Raw genomic sequence first — 22,170 nt, 5'->3', positions numbered from 1 at the left:
TTACTCCGGGACAAAATCGCCGGGAATTATCTCACCACTGCGGGACAAGTGCAGGTTGCGGGTGAAGAATAATCCGGTGCGCAGCGTGCCTTCGAGGCGATAGTGCAGCGGCGTACCGGCGCGCAGCATCTTCGCCAGCGGTTTCAGGTGCTGCCAGAGGTTGGTCCGCACCTCGACCTGGACGGTGCGCCGGCCGTGGGCATCGATCCGCAGCCATTGGCCGTCGTCGCCCTGGGCCAGCAACAGCTCGTTGAGTCGTACCGCGTAGCTCAGGCCGCGGACCTGCAAGGCGCTGTCGTTGGGGTTGTTGATACGAAAGTGAAGGATGAAGCGCTGTTGCATCAGCCGCGCCCTGACCGTTTCCACCTTGATCAGGTGCACCTCGGGATCGCGGAAGTCGCTGTCCAGCCAACTGGCGCAGCCTGTCAGACTCAGCAGGAGCATGAGCACTGACAGACGGGCCAGACGGCGCATGGTCGCTATCCGCCTACATAACTGGAGCAGCACTTCTTGAATTTCTGCCCGCTGGCGCAGGGGCAGGCGTCGTTGCGGCCGGCCTTGAGGCCGACGGTCGGGTCGATGAAGTACCAGTGGCCCTGGTTCTGCACGAAGGCCGAACGCTCGCGGTGGCTGTGTTCGCCATCAGCGTCATGCCAGCGCGCGGTGAAGGTGACGAAGGCGTGCTCGGGCTGACCGCCGAAGACCTCCGCCGATTCCACGTCCAGCCCGAGCCAGGTGCTTTGCGCGCTCCAGGCGGCGATGGCCGGGCGGTCGAGGCCGACCTGCTGCACCGGCAGGGTGGTTTTCACCAGATAGTCCACCAGGCCCAGCACGTAGGCGCTGTAGCGCGAACGCATCAGCGTCTGGGCGTCCGGAGCCGGGTGCCCGGCGTGATAGTGCCCGCAGCAGGTATCCACCAGGTTGCCGCTGCCGCAGGGACAAACCGAAACACTCATCGCGTCACCACCAGTACTTGCCGAAGTTTTGCGGATTGGCCCAGAACTTGGCGTTGAGCCAGTCGGGTACCTGTTTATAGTCACGCAGATCGTAGCTGAACAGGCCGAGGACCTGGTCATCACGCTGGAAACGCTCGTTGGCCTGCAGCGCCAGCGAGTAGAAGTCAGTGTCTTCCCAGCCGCTGGCGGCGAGGTCGGCCAGCACGGCGATGCGGTTGGAATTGAGGTTGCGGATGCCGCCCACCAATTCCAGGCCGTTGCGCTTGGGCAGGTGTTCCAGGCAGTCCACCAGCAGCGCCAGGTCGTAGCGCTTGCCCGCCAGTTCCGCCGGCAGCGGGCCGGGTGCGGCGACATCGATGCTGGCCTGCGGATGCGCGGCGGCGAAAGCTTCCAGGGCGGGGAAGCGTGTGCCCACCAGCAACAGGCGTTGCGGGGCATGGTGTTCCAATAGCGCGGCCAGGGCCTGTTGCGGCGTGCGCGAAGAAAAGCTCTCAGTCATCGAAGGTCCTCATCTGATCCGCCAAGACTAGCGGGCCACGGCGCCAAGGCAAAGGGGCGCGGTGGTTGCGTCATGGCTTATTGCTGGCGGAGATGGACGCTGCGGTCTTTACTCCCAGAGCATCGGTTTTGCACCGAATCCTCCTGGGAGATGCAACAAATGAGCATAGTTCGCACAGCTTTACCTCTGGTTCTGCTAGCCAGCGTATTGACTGGTTGTGCAGGTTTGCAAAAAACCGACTGGCCGAAATGTGCAGCCGTCGGAGGCGTCGGTGGCGCCGCGCTGGGCGCGATCGAGAGCAGCGCTTGGGCCGGTTGGGGCGCGCTGGCCGGCGGTACTCTGGCCGCAGCGTATTGCTGGGTGCATGGCGATGGTGATGAAGACGGCGATGGCGTGCCGGACAGCCGCGACAAGTGCCCGGGCACGCCGCGTGGCGTCCAGGTAGATGCCAACGGTTGCCCACCAGAGCCTGCGCCGGTCGCGGTGGTCGAAGAAGTGGTGGTCGTGAAGGAAGAGACCATCGTGATCCGTGACATCCACTTCGAGTTTGACTCGGCCAAGCTGACGGCGGCTGACAAGTCCCGCCTGAACACCATCGCCACTCGCCTGAAACAGGAAGCGCCAAGCGCCAGACTGAGCGTGACCGGGCACACCGACAGCGTCGGTTCCGACGCCTACAACCAGAAACTCTCCGAGCGCCGCGCGCATTCGGTGACCGAGTACCTGATCGAAAGCGGCGTGCCACGCGCCAGCTTCGTCTCGGTGCGCGGTGCCGGTGAAAGCCAGCCTGAAGCCGACAACCGCACTGCGGACGGACGGGCACAGAACCGCCGTACGGAAATCCGCATCGAGCGCTGAAGCCTCGCGGCCCGTGGCTTGTGAAGTGTCGCGGGCCGGTCTTTACTCCTGTGTGCTGGTAATAGCCAGTAACACAGGAGGCATTTCCCCATGACCGCACTTACCAGAGCCGCGCTTCCCGTGTTGTTGGCGGCCGGCTTGCTCCCCGGTTGCGCGACCCACAGCGATGGAAGCGCACCACTCAATCAACGGACCTGGCCACTGTGTAGCCTGCTCGGCGGCCTGGTGGGCGGTGGACTCGGCGCCATCGAAAGCTCGGCCTGGGCGGCGGGCGGTGGTGCTGCCGGTGTCATTGCCGGCGGATTGATCTGCTATGCCCATGATGGCGATGAAGACGGCGACGGCGTGTTCGACCGCCGCGACCGCTGCCCGGACACCCCGGCCAATACCCCGGTCAGCCACAACGGCTGCCCGCTGCCGCAGTACCCGGTATCGGAAAAAGTCGCCGAGCCTGAGCCTGTGCAGGAAGTCATCACCCTCAGTGACCAGGGCAACGTGCTGTTCGCCTTCGACTCGGCCGAACTGACGCCGGCCGCGCAGCAGCAACTGCAAGCGCTGGTCGAGCGCCTGGGTAACCCGGCGGTGACCCGCATCCGCGTGGTCGGGCACACCGACAGCAAGGGCACCGATGCCTATAACCAGAGCCTCTCCGAGCGCCGCGCCAGCGCTGCCGCCGAGTACCTCATCAGCCAGGGCGTGTCACCGCAGAAAGTCACCAGCGAGGGACGCGGCGAAAGCCAGCCGGTCGCGGACAATGAAACTGACGCTGGCCGTGCCCAGAATCGCCGGGTAGAGCTGCACCTCAATTGATCGGCGCGGCGTCAGCCGTTATGGTGGCAGTCTGTCTCCTGGCGGACCGCCACGGCTGACGCGAACCCTTCAGGAGGCAAGGCTATGAAAGGCTTTCTCGGCTTGTTCAAGGCGCTGACAGTGGTGTTTTGGTGGGTGGTGCTGGTGAATCTGCTGATTCCCGCGCAACCGCCGTTCCACCAACTGATCAACCTGGCCGGCGCCTCACTGCTGGGGCTTCATCTGCTCGAAATCCTGTTCTTCAACGGTCGCCTGCGCCAGCGCAGCCACCGTTGGTTCGACCGCTTGCAGATTCTGCTGGTGGGCATCTTCCATATCCTCTCCATTCCCGCACCTCCCAAGGAAGCCAAGCATGCGTAAGCTGATGCTGTTGACCGCGTTGTTCAGCCCGCTGAGCATGGCCGATGTCCTGAGCGTTGCACCGCATTCGGTGCTGCGTCTGGCAAACAAGGCCAGTGTCGTTCACCTGGAGCGCCTCGATGTGGCGGATTCCGCCACCTTGCTGCTGCCGTCCAGTCTGGTGGAGCTGAAAGTCGATCAACTGACACTCGGCCGCGATGCACGAATTGCCGTGGTGCCGGCCCAGGACACCTTGCGTATCGAAGCCGGCAGCGCGCAACTGGCCGAAGGCAGCCAGATCGCCGCCCATGGTGCGCCGGGGACTTATGAAAAACCGGCGCAGTCAGGCCGTAATCTGGACCTGCGGCTGAACCGTTTGCAGGCGCCGCTGCTGTTCATCGATGCACGTGGCGGTGCCGGGGCGCCGGGTTACGTGGGGCTCGATGGCGCCAACGGCAAGGCCGGTGGCTGCACCTGGGGCCAGGCCAGCCGTGGCGCCAATGGTGACAACGGCGGCAATGGTCATGACGGTGCTCCCGGTGGCCGGGTGCGCCTGAGCCTGCCGGCGGATTATCCGGCAGAGCAGATCAAGGTGCGTCTGGACGGCGGGGCGCCCGGTGCGCCGGGCGTCGCCGGCAAGCCGGGTCAGGGCGGGGCGAGCAAAGGGTGCCTGGTCTATCGCACCGATGGCGGTGCCGATGGTCGTCCCGGTGCCGCTGGCCAGCCTGGGCTGGCCGGGTCGCCGGGCGAGTTGAGCGTGCAGCGGCTGTAACCTGTGGCGCGAGGGTCGGCGGCGCTGCCGCGGCCCTCAGAACGACAATCGCGACGCCGCCACCACGATCACGGCAATTCCCAGCAACAGATTGATCCCCACCATGCGCCGGATGCGCCCCATCACACCGGCGCCTGCTGCCCAGTCGCCCGCCTCGACGGCCTTGCGCAGCTCAGGCAGCAACAGGCTCTGAACCCGCATGAACAGGGCGAACATGGCGATGGCACCGCCCATCATCACCTGCACATGGCGCGGCGCATGGTCGAAACCGGAATAGTGCATGTGCAGCATGCCCACGCCACTGACCGCCAGCACCAGCACGGCGATCCACACCCAACTGAAAAAACGCGGAAACACTTCCAGCCACAACTGGAGCCGGGGCGGGCCTTCGAGGACCGTGGCGGCCGCCGGGCGCAGGATCATCCAGGCGAAGAACATGCCGCCGACCCAGACCATGGCGGCCAGGACATGCAGGCTGTAGGGAAGGGCGTAGGCAGTCATCGGGCACTCCATTCGGCGCAAAGGGCAATAGCGGGGTATGATAGCCGGCCCACTCGAAACACTGAAAATTTATCCAGCCTTTTGGGCGCCCCGAGACCATGATCAGTACCGAACTCAAGTCCCAGATTCAGGGCGCCTATTCCCGTTTTCTCGAAGCCAAGAGCCTCAAACCGCGTTATGGCCAGCGCCTGATGATCGCCGAAGTGGCGAAGGTGCTCGGCGACATCGACTGCGACGACGAAGGTCGGCGTTCTGGCGACCCTGCCGTGGTGGCGGTCGAGGCTGGCACCGGTACCGGCAAGACCGTGGCCTACAGCCTGGCGTCGATCCCCGCGGCCAAAGCCGCCGGCAAGCGCCTGGTCATCGCCACGGCAACCGTCGCCCTGCAGGAGCAGATCGTCTTCAAGGACCTGCCCGACCTGATGCGCAACAGCGGCCTGAATTTCAGCTTCGCCCTGGCCAAAGGGCGCGGCCGCTACCTGTGCCTGTCCAAGCTTGACCTGCTGTTGCAGGAAGGCCACGCGCAGAGCGCCACGGCGCAGTTGTTCGAGGAAGAAGGCTTCAAGATCGAGGTGGATGAAGTCAGCCAGAAGCTGTTCAACAGCATGATCGAGAAGCTCGCCGGCAACCGCTGGGACGGTGACCGCGATAGTTGGCCCATGGCCCTGGAAGACAAGGACTGGATGCGGGTCACCACCGACCACAGCCAGTGTACCGGCCGCCACTGCCCCAACTTCGGCCAGTGCACCTTCTACAAGGCGCGCGAGGGCATGGGCAAGGTCGATGTGATCGTCACTAACCACGACATGGTCCTCGCCGACCTGGCCCTGGGCGGCGGCGCGGTGTTGCCCGATCCGCGCGACACCATCTACGTCTTCGACGAAGGCCATCACCTGCCGGACAAGGCCATCGGCCACTTCGCCCATTACAGCCGCCTGCGTTCCACCGCCGACTGGCTGGAACAGACCGCGAAGAACCTGACCAAGTTGCTGGCCCAGAACCCGCTGCCGGGCGACCTCGGCAAGTTCATCGAGCAGGTGCCGGAGCTGGCCCGGGAGATCAAGAACCAGCAGCAGTTCATGTTCAGCGCCTGCGAGCAGGTTGCCGACTTCCGTCCCAGCGAAGACATCGAAGGCCGCGAGCGGCCTCGGCATCGCTTCGTTGGTGGTGTGATTCCGGAGCATATCCGCGAGATCGGTATCGAACTGAAGAAGGGCTTTTCACGTCTCAACGACTTGTTCTCCCGTCTCACCGACCTGCTCAAGGAAGGCATGGACGGCGAGGTCAATATCGGCATCGCCAGCCACCAGGCCGAGGAGTGGTACCCGCTGTTCGGCACCTTGCTGACCCGCGCCCAGGGCAACTGGGAACTGTGGACCGCCTTCACCGCCGAAGACCCGGAAGACAGCCCGCCAATGGCGCGCTGGCTGACCCTGGCCGAGAGCGGCGCGCTGTTCGATATCGAAGTCAACGCGAGCCCGATCCTGGCCGCCGAGATGCTCCGCCGCAATCTGTGGAGCGTCGCCCACGGCGCCCTGGTGACCTCGGCGACACTCACCGCGCTAGGCACCTTCGACCGTTTCCGCATGCGCTCCGGTTTGCCGCGGGCGGCGGTCACCACGGTGGTGCCAAGCCCGTTCCATCACACCGATGCTGGCGTTCTGCGCGTGCCGGACCTGCGGGCCGATCCGCGAGACGCGGCCGCCCACACTGCGGCGATCATTCGCGATCTACCGGAACTGGTGGAAGGTTCGCGGGGTTCGCTGGTGTTGTTCTCCTCACGCAAACAGATGCAGGACGTGTTCGACGGCCTGGACCGCGACTGGCGCAAGCAGGTGTTTATCCAGGGCAATCTGTCCAAGCAGGAAACCTTGAACAAGCACAAGGCGCGGGTCGATGGTGGTGATTCCAGCGTGCTGTTCGGCCTCGCCAGTTTCGCCGAAGGGGTGGACTTGCCGGGTGCCTATTGCGAGCACGTGGTGATCGCCAAGATCCCCTTCGCCGTGCCGGATGACCCGGTGGAAGCGGCGTTGGCCGAATGGATCGAGGCGCGCGGCGGCAACCCGTTCATGGAAATCGCCGTGCCGGATGCGTCGCTGAAACTGATCCAGGCCTGCGGTCGCCTGCTGCGGACCGAAGAGGACCGTGGAATCATCACCCTGCTTGACCGCCGCGTGGTCACCCAACGCTACGGCAAGGCTATTCTTAACGCGCTGCCGCCGTTTCGCCGGGAAATTTCCTGAGCCCAATCGCTGCGCTTCGGCGTCCCGCCAAGCCGCAGCGATCAGGTCCTGAAAATCTTTTGCATTTCTCGCTGTCTATTCACCGGACCCAAGACCCGCAAGGGTCCTTCAAGGAGAACTCGAGCCCCATGTTGCGCCGTACCCTTCCCGCCGTTTTCGCGCTGATGTTCTGCCCGCCACTGCTGGCCGCGCAGCAGACGCTGTTCAACTTTGTGCGCCCCACTTCGGTGGTCAATGTGGCGACCGAGGAGGCCAGCCTGCCGCAGTACAACGCTGAGCAGACGGCCGAAGGCGAAGTACTGCGCCGAGTGGTGTTCAATCCGGTGCAGCGTCCCAATCTGCGAATGAGCCCGCAAACCGGCGTCTGGGACTGGTCCGCGCAAAAGGCCCTGACCCTGCGCCTGCAAAGCGGTATGGACTGGGCCCTGACGGTCAACGTGACCATCCAGAGTGCCGACGGCAAAACCCTCACCAGCCGCATCGACCTGCCAGCCGGCCCGGCACAGACTGTGCTGATCCCGCTCCAGGCCAGTTCGCCGCTGAGCCAGGGCATGCGCGCCGGCCCGCCGATGCCCTGGACCTTCGAAGGTCAGCGTCTGATCCTGACCGGCAGTGCTGGTGAGCTGGACCTGAGCCAGGTCACCTCCGTCACCCTGTCGATGAACCAGCCGAATGTCGCCCAGAGCGTGCTGATCGAATGCATCAACGTGCAGGACGACGACCGCCTGCAGCAGGCGGCCTACAGCCAGTTGATCGATGGCTATGGCCAGTTCAGCCGGGGTCGCTGGCCGGAAAAGGTCAGCAGCGACGAGCAACTGCGCAGCGCCGCCGCCAAAGAGCAGCAACAACTCAAGACCTGGCTGGCTGAACGCCAGAAGCAGCCGCTGGACCGCTTCGGCGGTTGGACCGGCGGGCAGACCTTCGATGCCAAGGGCTTCTTCCGCACGGTCAAGCGTGATGGTCGCTGGTACCTGGTTACGCCGGAGGGGCATCCGTTCTATTCGCTGGGCGTCAACGCGGTGAACGCTGAACCCGGGCGCACTTATGTCGCCGGACGTGAAGCGATGTTCAGCGGGTTGCCGGCGGCGGATTCGCCATTGGCGGTCTTCTACGGTGAAGGCAACAACAACGACGGCAATGCCTCGTCCAAGGGCCGCAACTTCAACCAGGGCCGCTGGTTCGACTTCTATGCGGCCAACCTCGAACGCAGCTACGGCAAACCTTGCACACCCGTCGCAGCAACCGGGAGCGCTCCGGCCGCGCCGTGCCCGCCAGTCGCCTTCGATGCCGGGCGCTGGCAGGCCCAGGCCCTCGACCGTTTGCAGGCCTGGGGCTTCAACACCCTCGGCAACTGGAGCGACCCCGACCTGGGCCATGCCCAGCGTCTGCCTTACACCTTGCCGCTGGCGATCGTCGGCGATTACGCCAGCATCAGCACCGGCATGGACTGGTGGGGCGCGATGCCCGACCCGTTCGACCCGCGTTTCGCCATGGCCACCGAACGTGCGGTCGCCATTGCTGCCCGGGATCACCGCGATGATCCGTGGCTGATCGGCTACTTCGCCGACAACGAACTGGCCTGGGCTGCGCCGGGAGACGACCCCAAGTCGCGCTATGGCCTGGCCTACGGCACCTTGCGCCTGACCACCGACGTGCCGGCCAAGCGTGCCTTCCTCAAGCAACTGCGCGACAAGTACCGCAACCAGGAAGGTCTGTCCAAGGCCTGGGGCATCGAGCTGAGCGCCTGGGAGCTGATGGAAGACCCGGGCTTCGAGCCGCCGCTGCCAAGCGCCGAGCACCCGGAAATCGAAGCCGACTTCAAGCATTTCCAGCGCACCTTCGCCGACGCCTACTTCAAGACCATCTCCGATGCACTGAAGTGGCATGCGCCGAACCAACTGCTGCTGGGCGGCCGCTTCGCGGTTACCACCCCGGAGGCCGTGGCGGCCTGCGCCCAATACTGTGATGTGCTGAGCTTCAATTTCTACACCCTGAAACCTCAGGACGGCTACGACTTCGCCCAGTTGCGGACGCTGGACAAACCAGTGCTGGTCTCCGAGTTCCACTTCGGTTCCCGCGACCGCGGACCGTTCTGGCCGGGGCCGATGGAAGTCGCCCGTGAAGAAGATCGCGGCCCGGCCTACACGGCGTTCCTCAAGGCGGCGCTGTCAGAGCCGAGCATTGTCGGCGCGCACTGGTTCCAGTTCGCTGATCAGCCGGCCAGCGGACGTCTGCTCGATGGCGAAAACGGCCACTTCGGTTTGGTCGGCATCACCGACGTGCCGTTCCAGGGCTTCGTCGAACAGGTGCGCAAGGCCAACCTGCAGGTGGAGAAAGAGATCGTCGGCAGTGCACCGGCCCGGCAACCGGCGAGCGAGCCAGGCAAACCCTGAGCCTTAAATGAATGATGTCGCCGTCTGACCCGTGTCTGTTCCCAAATCCGCTCCGTGCTGAAACAATGCACGCCACTTTTCAGGCAGGTTGTGCAGGAGTCGTCGGGTGCAGATTCAGGGTCATTTCGAACTGAAGTTCGAAGCGGTACGCGAGGCCTTCGCGGCCCTCTTCGACGATCCCCAGGAGCGCGGTGCGGCGTTGTGCATCCAGGTTGGTGGCGAGACCGTCCTCGACCTGTGGGCCGGCAGCGCCGACAAGGACGGCCAGGAGGCCTGGCACAGCGACACCATCGCCAATCTGTTCTCGTGCACCAAGACATTTGCCGCAGTCACCGCGTTGCAACTGGTGGGCGAGGGCAAGCTGCAACTCGATGCGCCGGTTGCGCGCTACTGGCCCGAGTTCGCCCAGGCCGGCAAGGAGTCGGTGACCCTGCGTCACCTGCTTTGCCATCAGGCCGGCCTGCCGGCGATCCGCGAACTGCTCCCCGCCGAAGCTCTCTATAACTGGCAAACCATGGTCGACACCCTGGCCGCTGAAGCGCCATGGTGGACGCCGGGCAGTGCGCATGGCTACGCCGCGATCACCTATGGCTGGCTGGTGGGTGAGCTGATTCGCCGCGCCGATGGCCGGGGACCAGGGGAGTCGATCGTTGCCCGTACGGCAAAACCCTTGGGACTGGATTTTCATATCGGCCTGGCCGACGAGGAGTTCCACCGTGTCGCCCATATCGCTCGTGGCAAGGGCAACCTCGGCGACGAAGCGGCGCAGCGCCTGCTTCAGGTCACCATGCGCGAGCCGCAGGCCTTGTCGACCCGGGCCTTCACCAACCCGCCGGCCATCCTGACCAGCACCAACAAGCCCGAGTGGCGGCGCATGCAGCAGCCGGCGGCGAATGGCCACGGCAACGCTCGCAGTCTGGCCGGCTTCTACGCCGGGCTGCTCGATGGCAGCCTGCTGGAATCCGAACTGCTCGACGAACTGACCCGCGAACACAGCCTCGGCGAAGACAAGACCCTGCTCACCCGCACCCGTTTCGGCCTGGGCTGCATGCTTGACCAGCCGGCGGTGGCCAACGCGACGTTTGGCCTAGGCGCCCGTGCGTTCGGGCATCCTGGCGCGGGTGGCTCGGTCGGTTTCGCTGACCCTGAGCATGACGTTGCCTTCGGCTTCGTCACCAATACCCTGGGCCCCTACATCCTCATGGACCCCCGTGCGCAAAAGCTGGTGCGGGTCCTGAAAGCGTGCCTTTGATCGGTTGGCCCTGCACTCAGGGGGCCGGTTGGCTATTCTGCATTCCACGTATTTTTTCTTTCATTTTCATGGTGTATCGCTGATGTCTTCACATAAAACCTTAGCTCTTGCCCTGTGCCTGGCCATCACCGGCTGCGCCCAGAACCCCCAGAAAGACGCCGCCGACAGCGGTCACAGCTGGTGGCCGTTTGGCTCGGACAAGGTCGCCGATCAGGAAGTGAAGGCAGCCGTAACCGAGAAAGTCGTCAAGTCCGAAGCCAAGTCCGAAGGCGGTAGTTGGTGGTGGCCTTTTGGTGGTAGTGACGACAAGGAGGTCGCAGCGGCGGCGGTACCGAAGATTGACGTGAAGGCCACCCAGGCCTGGCTGGACACTTACGAGCCGCGCCTGCGCGAGGCAGTCAAGGACAGCAAGCTGGAACTGGAACGCCGTGAAGACGTTCTGGTGGTGATCTTACCGGTGGACAGCGGTTACAACCCGGATCGTCCGGCCATGTTGCTGCCGGTTACCCTCGGCCCGATCACCCGGATCGCCAAGATCGTCGAAACCGACACCAAGACTGCCGTCCTGGTCCTCGGCCATGCCGACAGCAGCGGCGCCGCCGTGGCCAACCAGAAGCTGAGCCAGGAGCGCGCCCAGTCGGTGGCAGCGATCTTCCGCCTCAGCGGCCTGCAACGTGATCGCCTGGGCCTGCGCGGCCTGGGTTCGGTGGCGCCACGGGCAGCCAACGACAGCCAGCAGGGCCGTTCGCTGAACCGTCGTGTGGAAATGATCCTGACCCCGCAAGCTACCATGGTGGCGCTGCTTGCCAAGTACCAGCAGCCAACCCCGACCCCGGCTGAGTTGGTCGCTGTCCAGGATGCCAAACCTGCGGTCAAGGCACCTGCGGCCAAACCAGCCGCCAAGGCTGCTGCCAAAGCCCCGGCCAAAGCGGCGACTGCGAAGAAAGCTGCCCCGGTGAAAGATACCGCGGCCAAGAAGAAAGCGGCACCAGCCAAACCGGCTGCGAAAAAAGCCGAGCCCGCAGCCAAGAAGGTTGCGGCCAACAGCCCTGCGAAGACCAACTGATCCTCAAGGAACGCTGTAGATGACTCAGACGCTGGCAGATATGCGCCGTGACTACACCCGCGACGGCCTGGCCGAAGCCCAGGCCCCGAGCGAGCCCTTTGCGCTGTTTCACCAATGGTTCGCCGACGCGGTGAAAACCGAACAGGCTCCGGTGGAAGCCAATGCCATGACCGTGGCAACCGTGGACGAGCACGGCCGTCCGCATTGCCGCATTCTCCTGCTCAAGGGCCTGGACGAGCAGGGCTTTACCTTCTTCACCAACTACGAGAGCGCCAAGGGGCAGCATTTGCTGGCCAATCCGTACGCGGCCATGACCTTCTTCTGGCCGACCCTGGAGCGCCAGGTGCGTATCGAAGGGAAGGTGGTGAAGGTGTCGCCGCAAGAGTCTGATGCCTATTATCAGGTGCGTCCGTTGGGTAGCCGCCTGGGTGCCTGGGCTTCACCGCAGAGCCGGGTGATCGCCGATCGTGGCGAGCTTGAAGCGCTGCTCAAGGCGACCGAGCAGCGTTTCAGCGACAGCCAGCCGCAGTGCCCCGAGCACTGGGGTGGCTACCGCCTGTTGCCGGAGCGCATCGAGTTCTGGCAGGGCCGTCCGAGCCGTTTGCACGATCGCCTCAACTACCGTCTGGAGCAGGGCGCCTGGCTGCGTGAGCGGCTGGCGCCTTAACCCGCGCTGTATCCGGCGGCCTCGCGCTCCAGCCAGGCCGCCAACTCCTTGCGCTTGACCTTCTGCGCCTTCGCGGCGTCCAGCCGCTGAAGCATGAATTCGCGTTTCTGCTCATCCTTCCCCGCAAACGACAGGGCCAGGTCCCGGTCGGTCCAGCGCCTGATCCGCACGTACAGCCAACCGTGAAAATACAGGCCGGCCACGGTGGTGACGGCGATGATGAAGTAATCCATGTCTATCCTTGTTAACCAAGCCTTCTGACAGTTCCAGGTGTGCTGCCTGTACCCAAGCTGAATGGAAGCAATTTTATCCGGTGCGTGTCGTGACAGTCGTCAATGTGCGGAGTCTAATGAGCACCTGTCTTAAGGAGATGATCCTATGCGTAAGTCTGTTCTGCTGGTTGCATCGTTCACCACGATGTCGCTGCTGCTGGGAGGATGTGCCTCCAACCTGTCCGGCGACTCCTACTCTCGGGACGAGGCACGCCGCGTCCAGACCGTGCGCATGGGTACCATCGAATCCCTGCGCCCTGTGAAAATTGAAGGCACCAAAACCCCGATTGGTGGTGGCGCCGGTGCGGTGGTCGGTGGTGTAGCGGGTAGCGCCATCGGTGGCGGTCGCGGCAGCATCGTCGCGGCGGTGATCGGTGCGGTAGCCGGCGGCTTGGCCGGTTCTGCCGCCGAGGAAGGGCTGACCCGTACCCAAGGTGTGGAAGTCACCGTTCGCGAGGATGATGGCAGCATGCGCGCCTATGTACAGCAGGTTCAGGAAAACGAGATTTTCCGGGTCGGCGAGCGCGTGCGTATCGTGACCGTCGATGGCACCAGCCGCGTCACCCACTGATCGGCAACGCCTGAAAGACAAAACCCCGACACGGCTCGCGCCGTTCGGGGTTTTTTATTGCTGCCTGAAAAGGCCGTGAATCAGTTTGCCTGGGCCTTGCGGCTGGACAGGGCGGTGATGCCGTAGCCGATCAGCGCGGCAAACAGTGAACCGGTGAGGATACCCATCCGGTCCATGCCAGCGTATTCGCTGCTACCGGGCATGAAGGCCAGCGAACCGACAAACAGGCTCATGGTGAAGCCGATGCCACAGAGAATCGCCACGCCGAGGACCTGTCCCCAGTTGGCGCCGCTGGGCAGGGCGGCCATGCCGAGCTTGATGGCGATCCAGGTCAGGCCGAACACGCCGATGGTCTTGCCTGCCAGCAGGCCGAGGGCGATGCCCATGGGCACGGTGTGGGTGAAGCTTTCCAGGGTCACGCCGGTCAGCGACACACCGGCATTGGCAAAGGCGAACAATGGCAGGATGCCGTATGCGACCCAAGGGTGCAGGGCATGTTCGAGGCTGCGCAGCGGCGAGGTCTCGGCATTGCGGGTGCGCAGTGGAATGCACAGCGCCAGGGTGACCCCGGCCAGGGTCGCGTGGACACCGCTTTTCAGCACACAGACCCAGAGGATCAGGCCGACCACCATGTACGGACCGAGCTTGACCACCCCTAGCCGGTTCATCGCAATCAGCACCAGCAGGCAGGCGGCGGCCAGCATCAGCGAAAGGCTGGACAGCGAGCCGGAATAGAACAGCGCGATGATGATGATGGCACCGAGGTCGTCAATGATCGCCAGGGTCATCAGGAACAGCTTGAGCGAGGCCGGTACCCGCTTGCCCAGCAGGGCCAGCACGCCAAGCGCGAAGGCGATGTCGGTCGCGGTAGGAATCGCCCAGCCCGCGACAGCGGCGGGGTTGTCCCGGTTGAGGAACCAGTAGATCAGCGCCGGTACCACCATGCCGCCAACTGCGGCAGCGGCGGGCAGTACCACCTGTGAAGGTTTGGACAGTTGTCCCTCCAATACCTCGCGCTTGACCTCCAGGCCGATCAGCAGGAAGAACAGCGCCATCAGGCCGTCGTTGATCCACAGCAGCAGCGGCTTGGCGATATTCAGTGCGCCAATCTGGACGGCCACCGGGACTTCCAACAGCCCGCTGTATAACCAGGAAAGAGGGGAATTGTTGATGATCAGGGCCAGGACCGCGGCAGCGATCAACAACAGGCCACTGGCGGCTTCCAACTGAAAGAAACGATTGAATGTGCTACGAAGAGGCAAGGTCGCTTCCTCCTATCAAATGTGCAAAAGGCCGGCCACCCTAACCCTTTGTGTTATTCATTAAAATAAAAACTATATTCTTTTTTGTTATAAGTAATTTCGACTGTTTCAGTTTCGTCCATGTTTTCCGAATGGAATGTAGGAATTGGCTTATCTGGACAGTAGTTGGTTAGACAGGATTTGTAATTTGAGGCGCGCTTGTGATTTTTAAAGCGCTACACATCCTGTGTTAGCGTGCTGTAGTCCTTTCGCTTGAGAACCCCCCATGACCCATGACCGCACTTGGGCCCGCGAAGCCATCCGCATCATCGAGGCCGATTTCCAGCGCAGCGCCGACACGCACTTGATTCCGTTGCCGATGGTTGGCTTTCCCGAGGTCGACCTGTATTTCAAGGACGAATCCAGCCATCCCACCGGCAGCCTCAAGCATCGGCTGGCGCGATCGCTGTTTCTGTATGCGCTGTGCAACGGCTGGTTGCGGCCCGGAGCCCCGGTAATCGAGGCTTCCAGCGGTTCGACGGCGATTTCCGAAGCCTACTTCGCCCGCTTGCTGGGCCTGCCCTTCATTGCAGTGATGCCGGCCACCACGTCGCGGGAGAAGATCGCTCAGATCGAGTTCTACGGTGGGCAGCCGCATTTGGTGAAAGATCCGACGCAGATCTACGCCGAGTCCGAACGCCTGGCCCGGGAAAGCGGCGGGCACTTCATGGACCAATTCACCTATGCCGAACGCGCCACCGACTGGCGGGCGAACAACAACATCGCTGAATCGATCTTCAGTCAATTGCGTTTCGAGCGGCATGCCGAGCCAAGCTGGCTGATTTCCAGCCCCGGTACGGGTGGCACCACCGCGACACTGGGGCGCTATGTGCGCTATCGGCGCCATGCCACCCAAGTGTTGTGTGCGGATGCCGAGCGGTCGGTGTTTTTCGATTGCTACCGCACCGGTGACCGCGACCTGCGACTGGACTGCGGGTCGCGGATCGAAGGCATTGGCCGGCCGAGGGTCGAGGCTTCGTTCTTGCCGGCGGTGATCGATGCGATGGTCAAAGTGCCGGACGCTTTGTCGCTGGCGGCCATGCATTACCTGGCGCGCCGTCTGGGGCGGCGGGTCGGTGCTTCCAGCGGGACCAACCTGATCGGGGCGTTGCAGGCAGCATTGCAGATGAAGTCGGCAGGCGAGGCGGGATCGATCGTGGCGATTCTCTGCGACAGCGGCGAACGCTACGCGACGACCTACTACGACGAGCAGTGGTTGAAGGCGCAGGGGTATCAACTGGAGGCGTTGATCGAGGTGGTGGCGGGATGTGTCGAGCGGGGCGAAGCGCTGCCCGAGACGGTCTTGCGCGAAGGGATTTGACTCGCTTGTCGCGACGGTTCGGTACCCGCAACCGTCGCGACAGGCGTGATTACTTGGTCAGGCCCAGCATGCTGCGGGTCACGGCTTCGGCGATGCGGATCCCGTCGACACCGGCCGAGAGAATCCCGCCGGCGTAACCTGCGCCTTCACCGGCCGGGAACAGCCCTTTCAGGTTCAGGCTCTGCAGCGTCTCGTCGCGGGTAATTCGCAGCGGCGACGAGGTGCGCGTCTCGATGCCGGTCAGCACTGCATCTGGCAGGTTGTAGCCTTTGATCTGACGGTCGAAGGCCGGCAGGGCTTCACGGATGGCTTCGATGGCGAAGTCCGGCAGGCTCGGAGCCAGGTCGCCAAGGTTGATGCCCGGCTTGTAGGAAGGTTCGACGCTGCCCAAGGCCTTGGACGGACGACCGGCGACGAAATCGCCGACCAGTTGCGCCGGCGCCTGGTAGTTGCTGCCGCCCAGCACGTAGGCGAGGGATTCCAGGCGTTCCTGCAACTCGATGCCTGCCAGCGGGCCACCCGGGTAATCCTGCTCGGGGGTGATGCCGACGACGATGCCCGAGTTGGCGTTACGCTCGTTGCGCGAGTACTGGCTCATGCCGTTGGTGACCACCCGGCCTGGTTCGCTGGTGGCGGCGACCACGGTGCCGCCTGGGCACATGCAGAAGCTGTAGACCGAGCGGCCGTTCTTGGCGTGGTACACCAGTTTGTAATCAGCGGCGCCGAGTTTCGGGTGACCGGCGTATTTGCCCAGGCGAGCCTGGTCAATCAGCGATTGCGGGTGCTCGATGCGGAAACCGATGGAGAACGGCTTGGCTTCCATGTACACGCCGCGGCTGTGCAGCATGCGGAAGGTGTCGCGGGCGCTGTGGCCGAGGGCCAGGACCACATGGCGCGAATGCAGCGTTTCGCCGTTCTGCAGGACCACGCCGGTCAGTTGACCGTCGTCCATCACCAGGTCGGTGACCTTGTGTTCGAAGCGCACTTCGCCGCCCAGCGCACCGATTTCCTCGCGGATGTTCTCGACCATGCCGGTCAGGCGGAAGGTACCGATGTGCGGCTTGTTGACGTAGAGAATCTCGTCCGGCGCGCCGGCCTTGACGAACTCGTGCAGGACCTTGCGGCCGTAGTGGTTCGGGTCCTTGATCTGGCTGTACAGCTTGCCGTCGGAGAATGTACCGGCGCCGCCCTCGCCAAACTGGACGTTGGACTCCGGGTTGAGCTCGCTTTTACGCCACAAACCCCAGGTGTCCTTGGTGCGCTGACGAACTTCCTTGCCGCGCTCGAGGATGATCGGGCGCAGCCCGGCCTGGGCCAGGATCAGGCCGGCGAAAATACCGCAGGGGCCGAAACCGACCACGATCGGACGTTCGGCAAGGCCACCCTCGGGTGCTGGTCCCACGGGTTTGTAGGTCACGTCGGGGGCGACGCCGATGTTGTGATCGTCGGCGAACTTGCTCAGTACGGCCGCTTCATCACGGACATTCAGGTCGATGGCGTAGATGAACAGCAGTTCGGTGTTCTTTTTGCGCGCATCGTAGCTGCGCTTGAAGATGGTGAAGTCCAGCAACTGGTCGTCGCTGATGCCCAGGCGTTGCACGATAGCGTCGCGCAGGGCTTCGTCGGGGTGATCCAGCGGCAGCTTCAGTTCGGTAATTCGTAGCATGACAGGGTCCAGTATCCCGGCCATGGAGGGGCCGGCGGCTTTACACAAACCGCCGAGTATAAAGGTTTCGCCGTGCGAGCACTCAGGTTGAATGCGCGCCGGCTGTCAGTCGTTGCGCGAGCCTCCGTAGTAGGCGCAGCCGTTCAGGGTCTTGCCGTCCAGGCGCAATTGCGCGCTGAGGTGGCTGATGCCGCCGGTGGCGCTGTCGACGCAACGTTGCGGGGCGAGCCACAGGTCGATCTTCTGGCCGTTGGCCTCGGTGCTCAGGTTGATGCGGCCTTCCGGCAGTTGCTCTTCCAGGTACGGCAGCGCCAAGGGCGGCTGGCCTGGACGGTCGAGGACCATGCCCTTGCCGCTGATGTTCAGGTTCCAGTCCGGCTCGTGGCCGAAGGCGCGCAGGGTCAGGCGTTTGAAGTTCGGGTCGCTGCAGGCGTTGGCGGCGTGTTCGACACGGTAGACCTGGTGCACGTTGAACTGGCCGTCGGCGCCGGTGCTTTGGCTACCGGCGAGGGTACCGCGGATGTCGGCGAACAGTGCTCCGGGCGTGTTGGCGAGGGCTACGGCCTCCTGCAACAGGCTGGTGTTGCCGGTGTCCTTGATGACGAAGCGGCGGCTTTCGGTGCAGGGCTTGAACAGCAACTGGCCATTGGCGGCGCTGAGTTCACCTTGCAGGCGGGTCATGCCGGCGGTGGAGACGGGTTCCGGCTGGTCGGCCAGCAACTGGCAACCGGCGAACAGCGGCAGCAGGGCGGCGACCAACAGGGAATGAGCGATACGCATCGAGGAAAACTCCGGGATCTCGACCAGAAAAGTTTTCAACGGTACGCAGGGAGGCGTGGGATCACAAGTGAAGTTGCTTCAGAAAATGCTTGGGGCCGCGTTGCGGCCCTTCGCGAGCTCGGCGGGGCGCCGAACCGTCGCGAAGGACTGCAAAGCAGCCCCAAAACGCTGAAGGATCAACCGCCGAGGTAGGCGTCCCGCACCTTCGGATCGGTCAACAGCGCTTCACCCGTGCCCTGCATCACCACCCGGCCGTTTTCCAGCACATAGGCGCGGTCAGCGATCTTCAGCGCCTGGTTGGCGTTTTGCTCCACCAGGAACACCGTCACGCCATCACGGCGCAGTTGTTCGATGATGTCGAAGATCTGCTGGATGATGATCGGCGCCAGACCCAGCGACGGTTCGTCGAGCAACAGCAGCTTGGGCTTGCTCATCAGGGCACGACCGATGGCCAGCATCTGCTGCTCGCCGCCGGACATGGTGCCGCCACGCTGGCTGAAGCGTTCCTTGAGGCGCGGGAACAGTTGCAGGACCTTGTCCATCTGCGCCTGGTAATCGCCCTTGTCGGTGAAGAAACCACCCATCGCCAGGTTTTCCTCGACGGTCAGTCGCGAGAACACCCGACGGCCTTCCGGCACTACGGCAATGCTCTTGCGCATGATGTGCGAGGAACTCTGGCCGACCAGTTCTTCACCCAGGTAGCGGATGCTGCCGCTATGGGCTTGCGGCGAACCGCAAAGGGTCATCAGCAGGGTCGACTTGCCGGCGCCGTTGGCTCCGATCAGGGTGACGATCTCGCCCTGGCGGATTTCCACGTTGACGTCGTGCAGCGCCTGGATCTTGCCGTAGAAGGTGGAAACGTTTTCGAACTGCAGCATTTACGCTTCCCCCAGGTAGGCTTTGATCACATCAGGGTTGTCACGGATTTGCTCCGGCGTGCCGTCGGCCAGCGGAGTGCCCTGGTTGATCACGACGATATGGTCGGAAATGCTCATGACCAGTTTCATGTCGTGCTCGATCAGCAGCACGGTGACGTTGTGGGACTCGCGCAGGTAGCCGATCAGTGCCTTGAGGTCGTCGGTTTCCTTCGGGTTCAGGCCGGCCGCAGGCTCGTCGAGCATGATGATCCGCGGTTGGGTCATCATGCAGCGGGCGATTTCCAGGCGGCGTTGCTGACCATAGGCCAGTGTGCCGGCGGTGCGGTTGGCGAACTCGGTCAGGTTGACCTTTTCCAGCCAGTACTGGGCCCGCTCCATTGCTTCCTTCTCGCTGCGGCGGAACGCCGGGGTCTTGAACAGGCCCGCGAAGAAGTTGGTGTTGAGGTGGCGGTGCTGGGCAATCAGCAGGTTTTCCAGCGCGGTCATTTCCTTGAACAGCCGCACGTTCTGGAAGGTCCGCACCACGCCCTTGCGGGCGATCTGGTGGCCGGCCAGGCCCTGGATCGGCTGGCCATCGAGCAGGATGGTGCCGCCGCTTGGCTTGTAGAAGCCGGTCAGGCAGTTGAACACGGTGGTCTTGCCGGCGCCGTTCGGGCCGATCAGGGCAACCACCTGTTTTTCCTTGACGGTGAGGGCGACGCCGTTGACCGCCAACAAGCCGCCGAAGCGCATGCTCAGGCCGCTGACTTTCAGAATTTCGCGGCTCATCGACGCAGCTCCATATGAGGACGTTGCATAGGCAGCAGGCCCTGCGGACGCCAGATCATCATCAATACCATCAGGGCGCCGAACATCAGCATGCGGTACTCGCTGAAGTCACGCATCAGCTCAGGCAGCAGGATCATCACAATGGCCGCGAGGATCACGCCCAGTTGCGAGCCCATGCCACCGAGCACGACGATGGCGAGGATGATCGCCGATTCGATGAAGGTGAAGGATTCCGGTGTCACCAGCCCTTGGCGAGCGGCGAAGAAGCTACCCGCGAAGCCGGCGAAGCACGCACCCAGGGTGAAGGCCGACAGCTTGATCACGGTCGGATTCAGGCCCAGCGCACGGCAGGCGATTTCGTCTTCACGCAGCGCTTCCCAAGCGCGGCCGATCGGCATGCGCAGCAGGCGGTTGATGACGAACAGCGCCACCAGGGCCAGCAACAGCGCAACCAGGTAGAGGAAGATCACCTTGTTGATCGAGTTGTATTCCAGCCCGAAGAACTCGTGGAAGGTCTGCATGCCTTCGGCGGCCTTGCGTTCGAACGTCAGGCCGAAGAAGGTCGGTTTCTCGATGTTGCTGATGCCGTTGGGGCCGCCGGTCCACTCGGTGAGGTTACGCAGGAACAGGCGGATGATCTCACCGAAGCCGAGGGTCACGATGGCCAGGTAGTCACCGCGCAGGCGCAACACCGGGAAGCCCAGCAGGAAGCCGAAGGTGGCAGCCATCAGGCCGGCGATCGGCAGGCAGACCCAGAAGCTCAGGCCGAAGTAGTGCGACAGCATCGCGTAGCTGTAGGCGCCGACGGCGTAGAAGCCGACGTAACCCAGATCGAGCAGGCCCGCCAGACCGACCACGATGTTCAGGCCGAGGCCGAGCATGACGTAGATCAGGATCAGGGTGGCGATGTCGACCGCGCCGCGCGAGCCGAAGAACGGCCAGACCAGGGCGACCACGATCAGGCCGAGGATGATGTAGCGCTGGGTCTTCGGCAGGGTCAGGTAGTTGCTGACATTGGCGGGGATCAACGGACCGTCGCGACGGGACTTCATCGCCGCGCTCCATTGCTTGTCGAACAGCACGCGCAGGAACATCAGCACCGAGCACAAGGCGATGACGCCGAGGGTGAAGGGACCCTGGCCATGCACTTCGAGGTTGATGCCGGCAATGCTGAGCTTCAGGCCCAGTACCGGGAATGCCACGGCCCAGACCAGCAAGGCGCTGAAAAACGCCGATTTGAGGTGTCTGTTCATACTTTCTCAACCTCCGGACGGCCCAGGATGCCAGTCGGCCGGAACAACAGAACGAGAACCAGCAGGCCGAACGCCACGACGTCCTTGTACTGGTCGCCGAAGATGTCAGCGCCGAAGGCTTCGGCCACACCCAGCACCAGGCCACCGAGCATGGCGCCCGGAATGCTGCCGATGCCGCCGAGGACTGCCGCGGTGAAGGCTTTCAGGCCCACCAGGAAGCCGGCGTTGGGGTTGATCACGCCGTACTGCATGCTCAGCAATACGGCCGCGACGGCCGCCAGTGCGGCGCCGATGACGAAGGTCAGGGCGATGATGTTGTTGGTGTTGATACCCAGCAGGTTGGCCATCTTGATGTCTTCGGCGCAGGCCCGGCAGGCCCGGCCCAGACGGGAGCGGGAGATGAACAGGGTCAGGCCGGTCATGGCGATCAGGGTGACCACGAAGACCAGGATTTGCATGTAGGAAATCAGGACTTCTTCCGCGCCGCCCGGGCCGAAGGAGATGCTCCCCGGGATCAGGTTGGGAATGGACTTGTCCTTGGAATCCTGGGAAAGCAGTACGGTGTTCTGCAGGAAAATCGACATGCCGATGGCGGAAATCAGCGGGATCAGGCGGTTGCTGTTACGCAACGGCCGGTAGGCGACCCGTTCGATACTGTAGCCATAAGCACTGGTAACGAGGATCGTCGCGACAAACGCGGCGGTCATCAGCAACGGCAGTGAGTGGATGCCCATCATGGCCAGTCCGGCAAGGACGATGAAGGCCACGTAGGAACCAATCATGTACACCTCGCCATGGGCGAAGTTGATCATTCCAATGATGCCGTAAACCATTGTGTAGCCAATGGCTATCAAGGCATAGGTGCTGCCAATGGTCAGGCCATTAACCAGCTGTTGGAAGAAGTGATAGATCTCAGGCATTACAGCGCTCCTAAAAACCTGATACGCATTTCTCTGGTGGGTTTGTACCCGGCACGGCCTTGTGGTCTATAGCCACTTCGACGC

Annotated in this window: 23 protein-coding genes and 2 pseudogenes; 13 read left to right on the top strand and 12 right to left on the bottom strand. The window is 63.4% G+C overall.

Translation table 11 applies throughout. The features are described 5' to 3' along the window. From DM374_RS22210 to DM374_RS22200, 3 genes are read right to left on the bottom strand one after another with little or no spacing between them, the layout of a single operon-like run. Positions 1–474: an LEA type 2 family protein gene (locus DM374_RS22210; protein ID WP_110971832.1), complete on the bottom strand. Its 474-nt coding sequence runs from the start codon at positions 472–474 to the stop codon at positions 1–3. Between the two features lie 5 nt (positions 475–479). After that, positions 480–956, bottom strand: coding sequence for a YchJ family protein (locus tag DM374_RS22205; RefSeq protein ID WP_110971831.1), 477 nt, complete (start codon positions 954–956; stop codon positions 480–482). Between the two features lie 4 nt (positions 957–960). Further along, positions 961–1,455 (bottom strand): DUF6231 family protein, encoded by a 495-nt coding sequence (locus DM374_RS22200; RefSeq protein WP_110971830.1) that lies wholly within the window; start codon positions 1,453–1,455, stop codon positions 961–963. A 159-nt stretch (positions 1,456–1,614) separates the two neighbouring features. On the opposite strand from DM374_RS22200, the gene DM374_RS22195 reads away from it, so the two are divergent. The 4 genes from DM374_RS22195 (at position 1,615) to DM374_RS22180 (ending at position 4,234) form a co-directional block, all read left to right on the top strand. Further along, positions 1,615–2,313 (top strand): OmpA family protein, encoded by a 699-nt coding sequence (locus DM374_RS22195; RefSeq protein ID WP_110971829.1) that lies wholly within the window; start codon positions 1,615–1,617, stop codon positions 2,311–2,313. 90 nt (positions 2,314–2,403) lie between these two features. After that, on the top strand, positions 2,404–3,123 hold the full coding sequence (locus DM374_RS22190; protein WP_110971828.1) for an OmpA family protein: 720 nt from the start codon (positions 2,404–2,406) through the stop codon (positions 3,121–3,123). An 84-nt stretch (positions 3,124–3,207) separates the two neighbouring features. Then, on the top strand, positions 3,208–3,483 hold the full coding sequence (locus DM374_RS22185; protein WP_095154928.1) for a DUF1145 domain-containing protein: 276 nt from the start codon (positions 3,208–3,210) through the stop codon (positions 3,481–3,483). After that, the gene (locus DM374_RS22180; protein ID WP_110971827.1) at positions 3,476–4,234 is read left to right on the top strand and encodes a collagen-like triple helix repeat-containing protein; all 759 of its coding nucleotides are present in this window, start codon (positions 3,476–3,478) and stop codon (positions 4,232–4,234) included. The genes DM374_RS22185 and DM374_RS22180 overlap by 8 nt, the downstream gene beginning before the upstream one ends. 36 nt (positions 4,235–4,270) lie before the next feature. On the opposite strand, the gene DM374_RS22175 is transcribed toward DM374_RS22180, so the two are convergent. Continuing rightward, positions 4,271–4,735 (bottom strand): CopD family protein, encoded by a 465-nt coding sequence (locus tag DM374_RS22175; RefSeq protein WP_095154930.1) that lies wholly within the window; start codon positions 4,733–4,735, stop codon positions 4,271–4,273. Positions 4,736–4,833: 98 nt separating this feature from the next. Here DM374_RS22175 and dinG point away from each other — a divergent pair, with 98 nt between their 5' ends. From dinG to pdxH, 7 genes and pseudogenes are all read left to right on the top strand, one after another. Further along, a complete protein-coding gene (gene dinG / locus DM374_RS22170) occupies positions 4,834–6,978 on the top strand; it encodes an ATP-dependent DNA helicase DinG (RefSeq protein ID WP_110971826.1) in 2,145 nt (714 codons plus the stop codon). 128 nt (positions 6,979–7,106) lie between these two features. Beyond that, positions 7,107–7,646, top strand: a pseudogene (locus tag DM374_RS34665) (beta-agarase); the annotation flags it as partial. 914 nt (positions 7,647–8,560) lie between these two features. Then, positions 8,561–8,653: pseudogene (locus DM374_RS34660) on the top strand (hypothetical protein); the annotation flags it as partial. Then, on the top strand, positions 8,631–9,371 hold the full coding sequence (locus tag DM374_RS34655) for a beta-galactosidase (RefSeq protein ID WP_450088431.1): 741 nt from the start codon (positions 8,631–8,633) through the stop codon (positions 9,369–9,371). The pseudogene DM374_RS34660 and the gene DM374_RS34655, both read left to right, overlap by 23 nt. A gap of 106 nt (positions 9,372–9,477) precedes the next feature. Continuing rightward, a complete protein-coding gene (locus DM374_RS22160; RefSeq protein ID WP_110971824.1) occupies positions 9,478–10,623 on the top strand; it encodes a serine hydrolase domain-containing protein in 1,146 nt (381 codons plus the stop codon). Between the two features lie 82 nt (positions 10,624–10,705). Further along, positions 10,706–11,689: an OmpA family protein gene (locus tag DM374_RS22155; protein ID WP_110971823.1), complete on the top strand. Its 984-nt coding sequence runs from the start codon at positions 10,706–10,708 to the stop codon at positions 11,687–11,689. Positions 11,690–11,708: 19 nt separating this feature from the next. After that, positions 11,709–12,356, top strand: coding sequence for a pyridoxamine 5'-phosphate oxidase (pdxH, locus tag DM374_RS22150; protein ID WP_110971822.1), 648 nt, complete (start codon positions 11,709–11,711; stop codon positions 12,354–12,356). Here the strand turns inward: pdxH and DM374_RS22145 are convergent. Continuing rightward, positions 12,353–12,589 (bottom strand): hypothetical protein, encoded by a 237-nt coding sequence (locus tag DM374_RS22145; protein WP_110971821.1) that lies wholly within the window; start codon positions 12,587–12,589, stop codon positions 12,353–12,355. The genes pdxH and DM374_RS22145 overlap by 4 nt on opposite strands. A 145-nt stretch (positions 12,590–12,734) precedes the next feature. Here DM374_RS22145 and DM374_RS22140 point away from each other — a divergent pair, with 145 nt between their 5' ends. After that, positions 12,735–13,199 carry an outer membrane lipoprotein gene (locus tag DM374_RS22140; protein WP_095154937.1) on the top strand — a complete coding sequence of 155 codons (465 nt, stop codon included), beginning with the start codon at positions 12,735–12,737 and terminating at the stop codon, positions 13,197–13,199. An 80-nt stretch (positions 13,200–13,279) separates the two neighbouring features. Here the strand turns inward: DM374_RS22140 and nhaA are convergent, their stop codons facing one another. Continuing rightward, positions 13,280–14,461 carry a Na+/H+ antiporter NhaA gene (gene nhaA / locus DM374_RS22135; RefSeq protein WP_110971820.1) on the bottom strand — a complete coding sequence of 394 codons (1,182 nt, stop codon included), beginning with the start codon at positions 14,459–14,461 and terminating at the stop codon, positions 13,280–13,282. Between the two features lie 265 nt (positions 14,462–14,726). Between nhaA and DM374_RS22130 the strand changes: the two genes are divergently transcribed. Next, complete coding sequence (locus DM374_RS22130; RefSeq protein ID WP_110971819.1) at positions 14,727–15,821, top strand: PLP-dependent cysteine synthase family protein; 1,095 nt, start codon at positions 14,727–14,729, stop codon at positions 15,819–15,821. Positions 15,822–15,870: 49 nt separating this feature from the next. On the opposite strand, the gene DM374_RS22125 is transcribed toward DM374_RS22130, so the two are convergent. From DM374_RS22125 to livH, 6 genes are all read right to left on the bottom strand, one after another. Then, positions 15,871–17,487 carry an NAD(P)/FAD-dependent oxidoreductase gene (locus tag DM374_RS22125; RefSeq protein ID WP_110971818.1) on the bottom strand — a complete coding sequence of 539 codons (1,617 nt, stop codon included), beginning with the start codon at positions 17,485–17,487 and terminating at the stop codon, positions 15,871–15,873. A gap of 105 nt (positions 17,488–17,592) precedes the next feature. Continuing rightward, positions 17,593–18,267, bottom strand: coding sequence for a COG3650 family protein (locus DM374_RS22120; protein ID WP_110971817.1), 675 nt, complete (start codon positions 18,265–18,267; stop codon positions 17,593–17,595). A gap of 176 nt (positions 18,268–18,443) precedes the next feature. After that, complete coding sequence (locus tag DM374_RS22115) at positions 18,444–19,145, bottom strand: ABC transporter ATP-binding protein (RefSeq protein WP_095154942.1); 702 nt, start codon at positions 19,143–19,145, stop codon at positions 18,444–18,446. Continuing rightward, entirely contained in the window at positions 19,146–19,913 is a 768-nt protein-coding gene (gene livG / locus DM374_RS22110; protein ID WP_110971816.1) for a high-affinity branched-chain amino acid ABC transporter ATP-binding protein LivG, read from the bottom strand. Further along, entirely contained in the window at positions 19,910–21,166 is a 1,257-nt protein-coding gene (locus tag DM374_RS22105; protein ID WP_095154944.1) for a high-affinity branched-chain amino acid ABC transporter permease LivM, read from the bottom strand. The genes livG and DM374_RS22105 overlap by 4 nt, the downstream gene beginning before the upstream one ends. Further along, complete coding sequence (livH, locus tag DM374_RS22100; protein WP_095154945.1) at positions 21,163–22,086, bottom strand: high-affinity branched-chain amino acid ABC transporter permease LivH; 924 nt, start codon at positions 22,084–22,086, stop codon at positions 21,163–21,165. Before livH ends, DM374_RS22105 begins: the two co-directional genes overlap by 4 nt. Between the last annotated feature and the right edge of the window lie 84 nt (positions 22,087–22,170).

Origin of the sequence: Pseudomonas huaxiensis (assembly GCF_003231275.1) — a bacterium.
In the GTDB taxonomy this organism is placed as follows: Bacteria; Pseudomonadota; Gammaproteobacteria; order Pseudomonadales; family Pseudomonadaceae; genus Aquipseudomonas; species Aquipseudomonas huaxiensis.
Note: the sequence above shows the minus strand (reverse complement) of the source record. Positions and strands in the feature narration are given on the sequence as shown.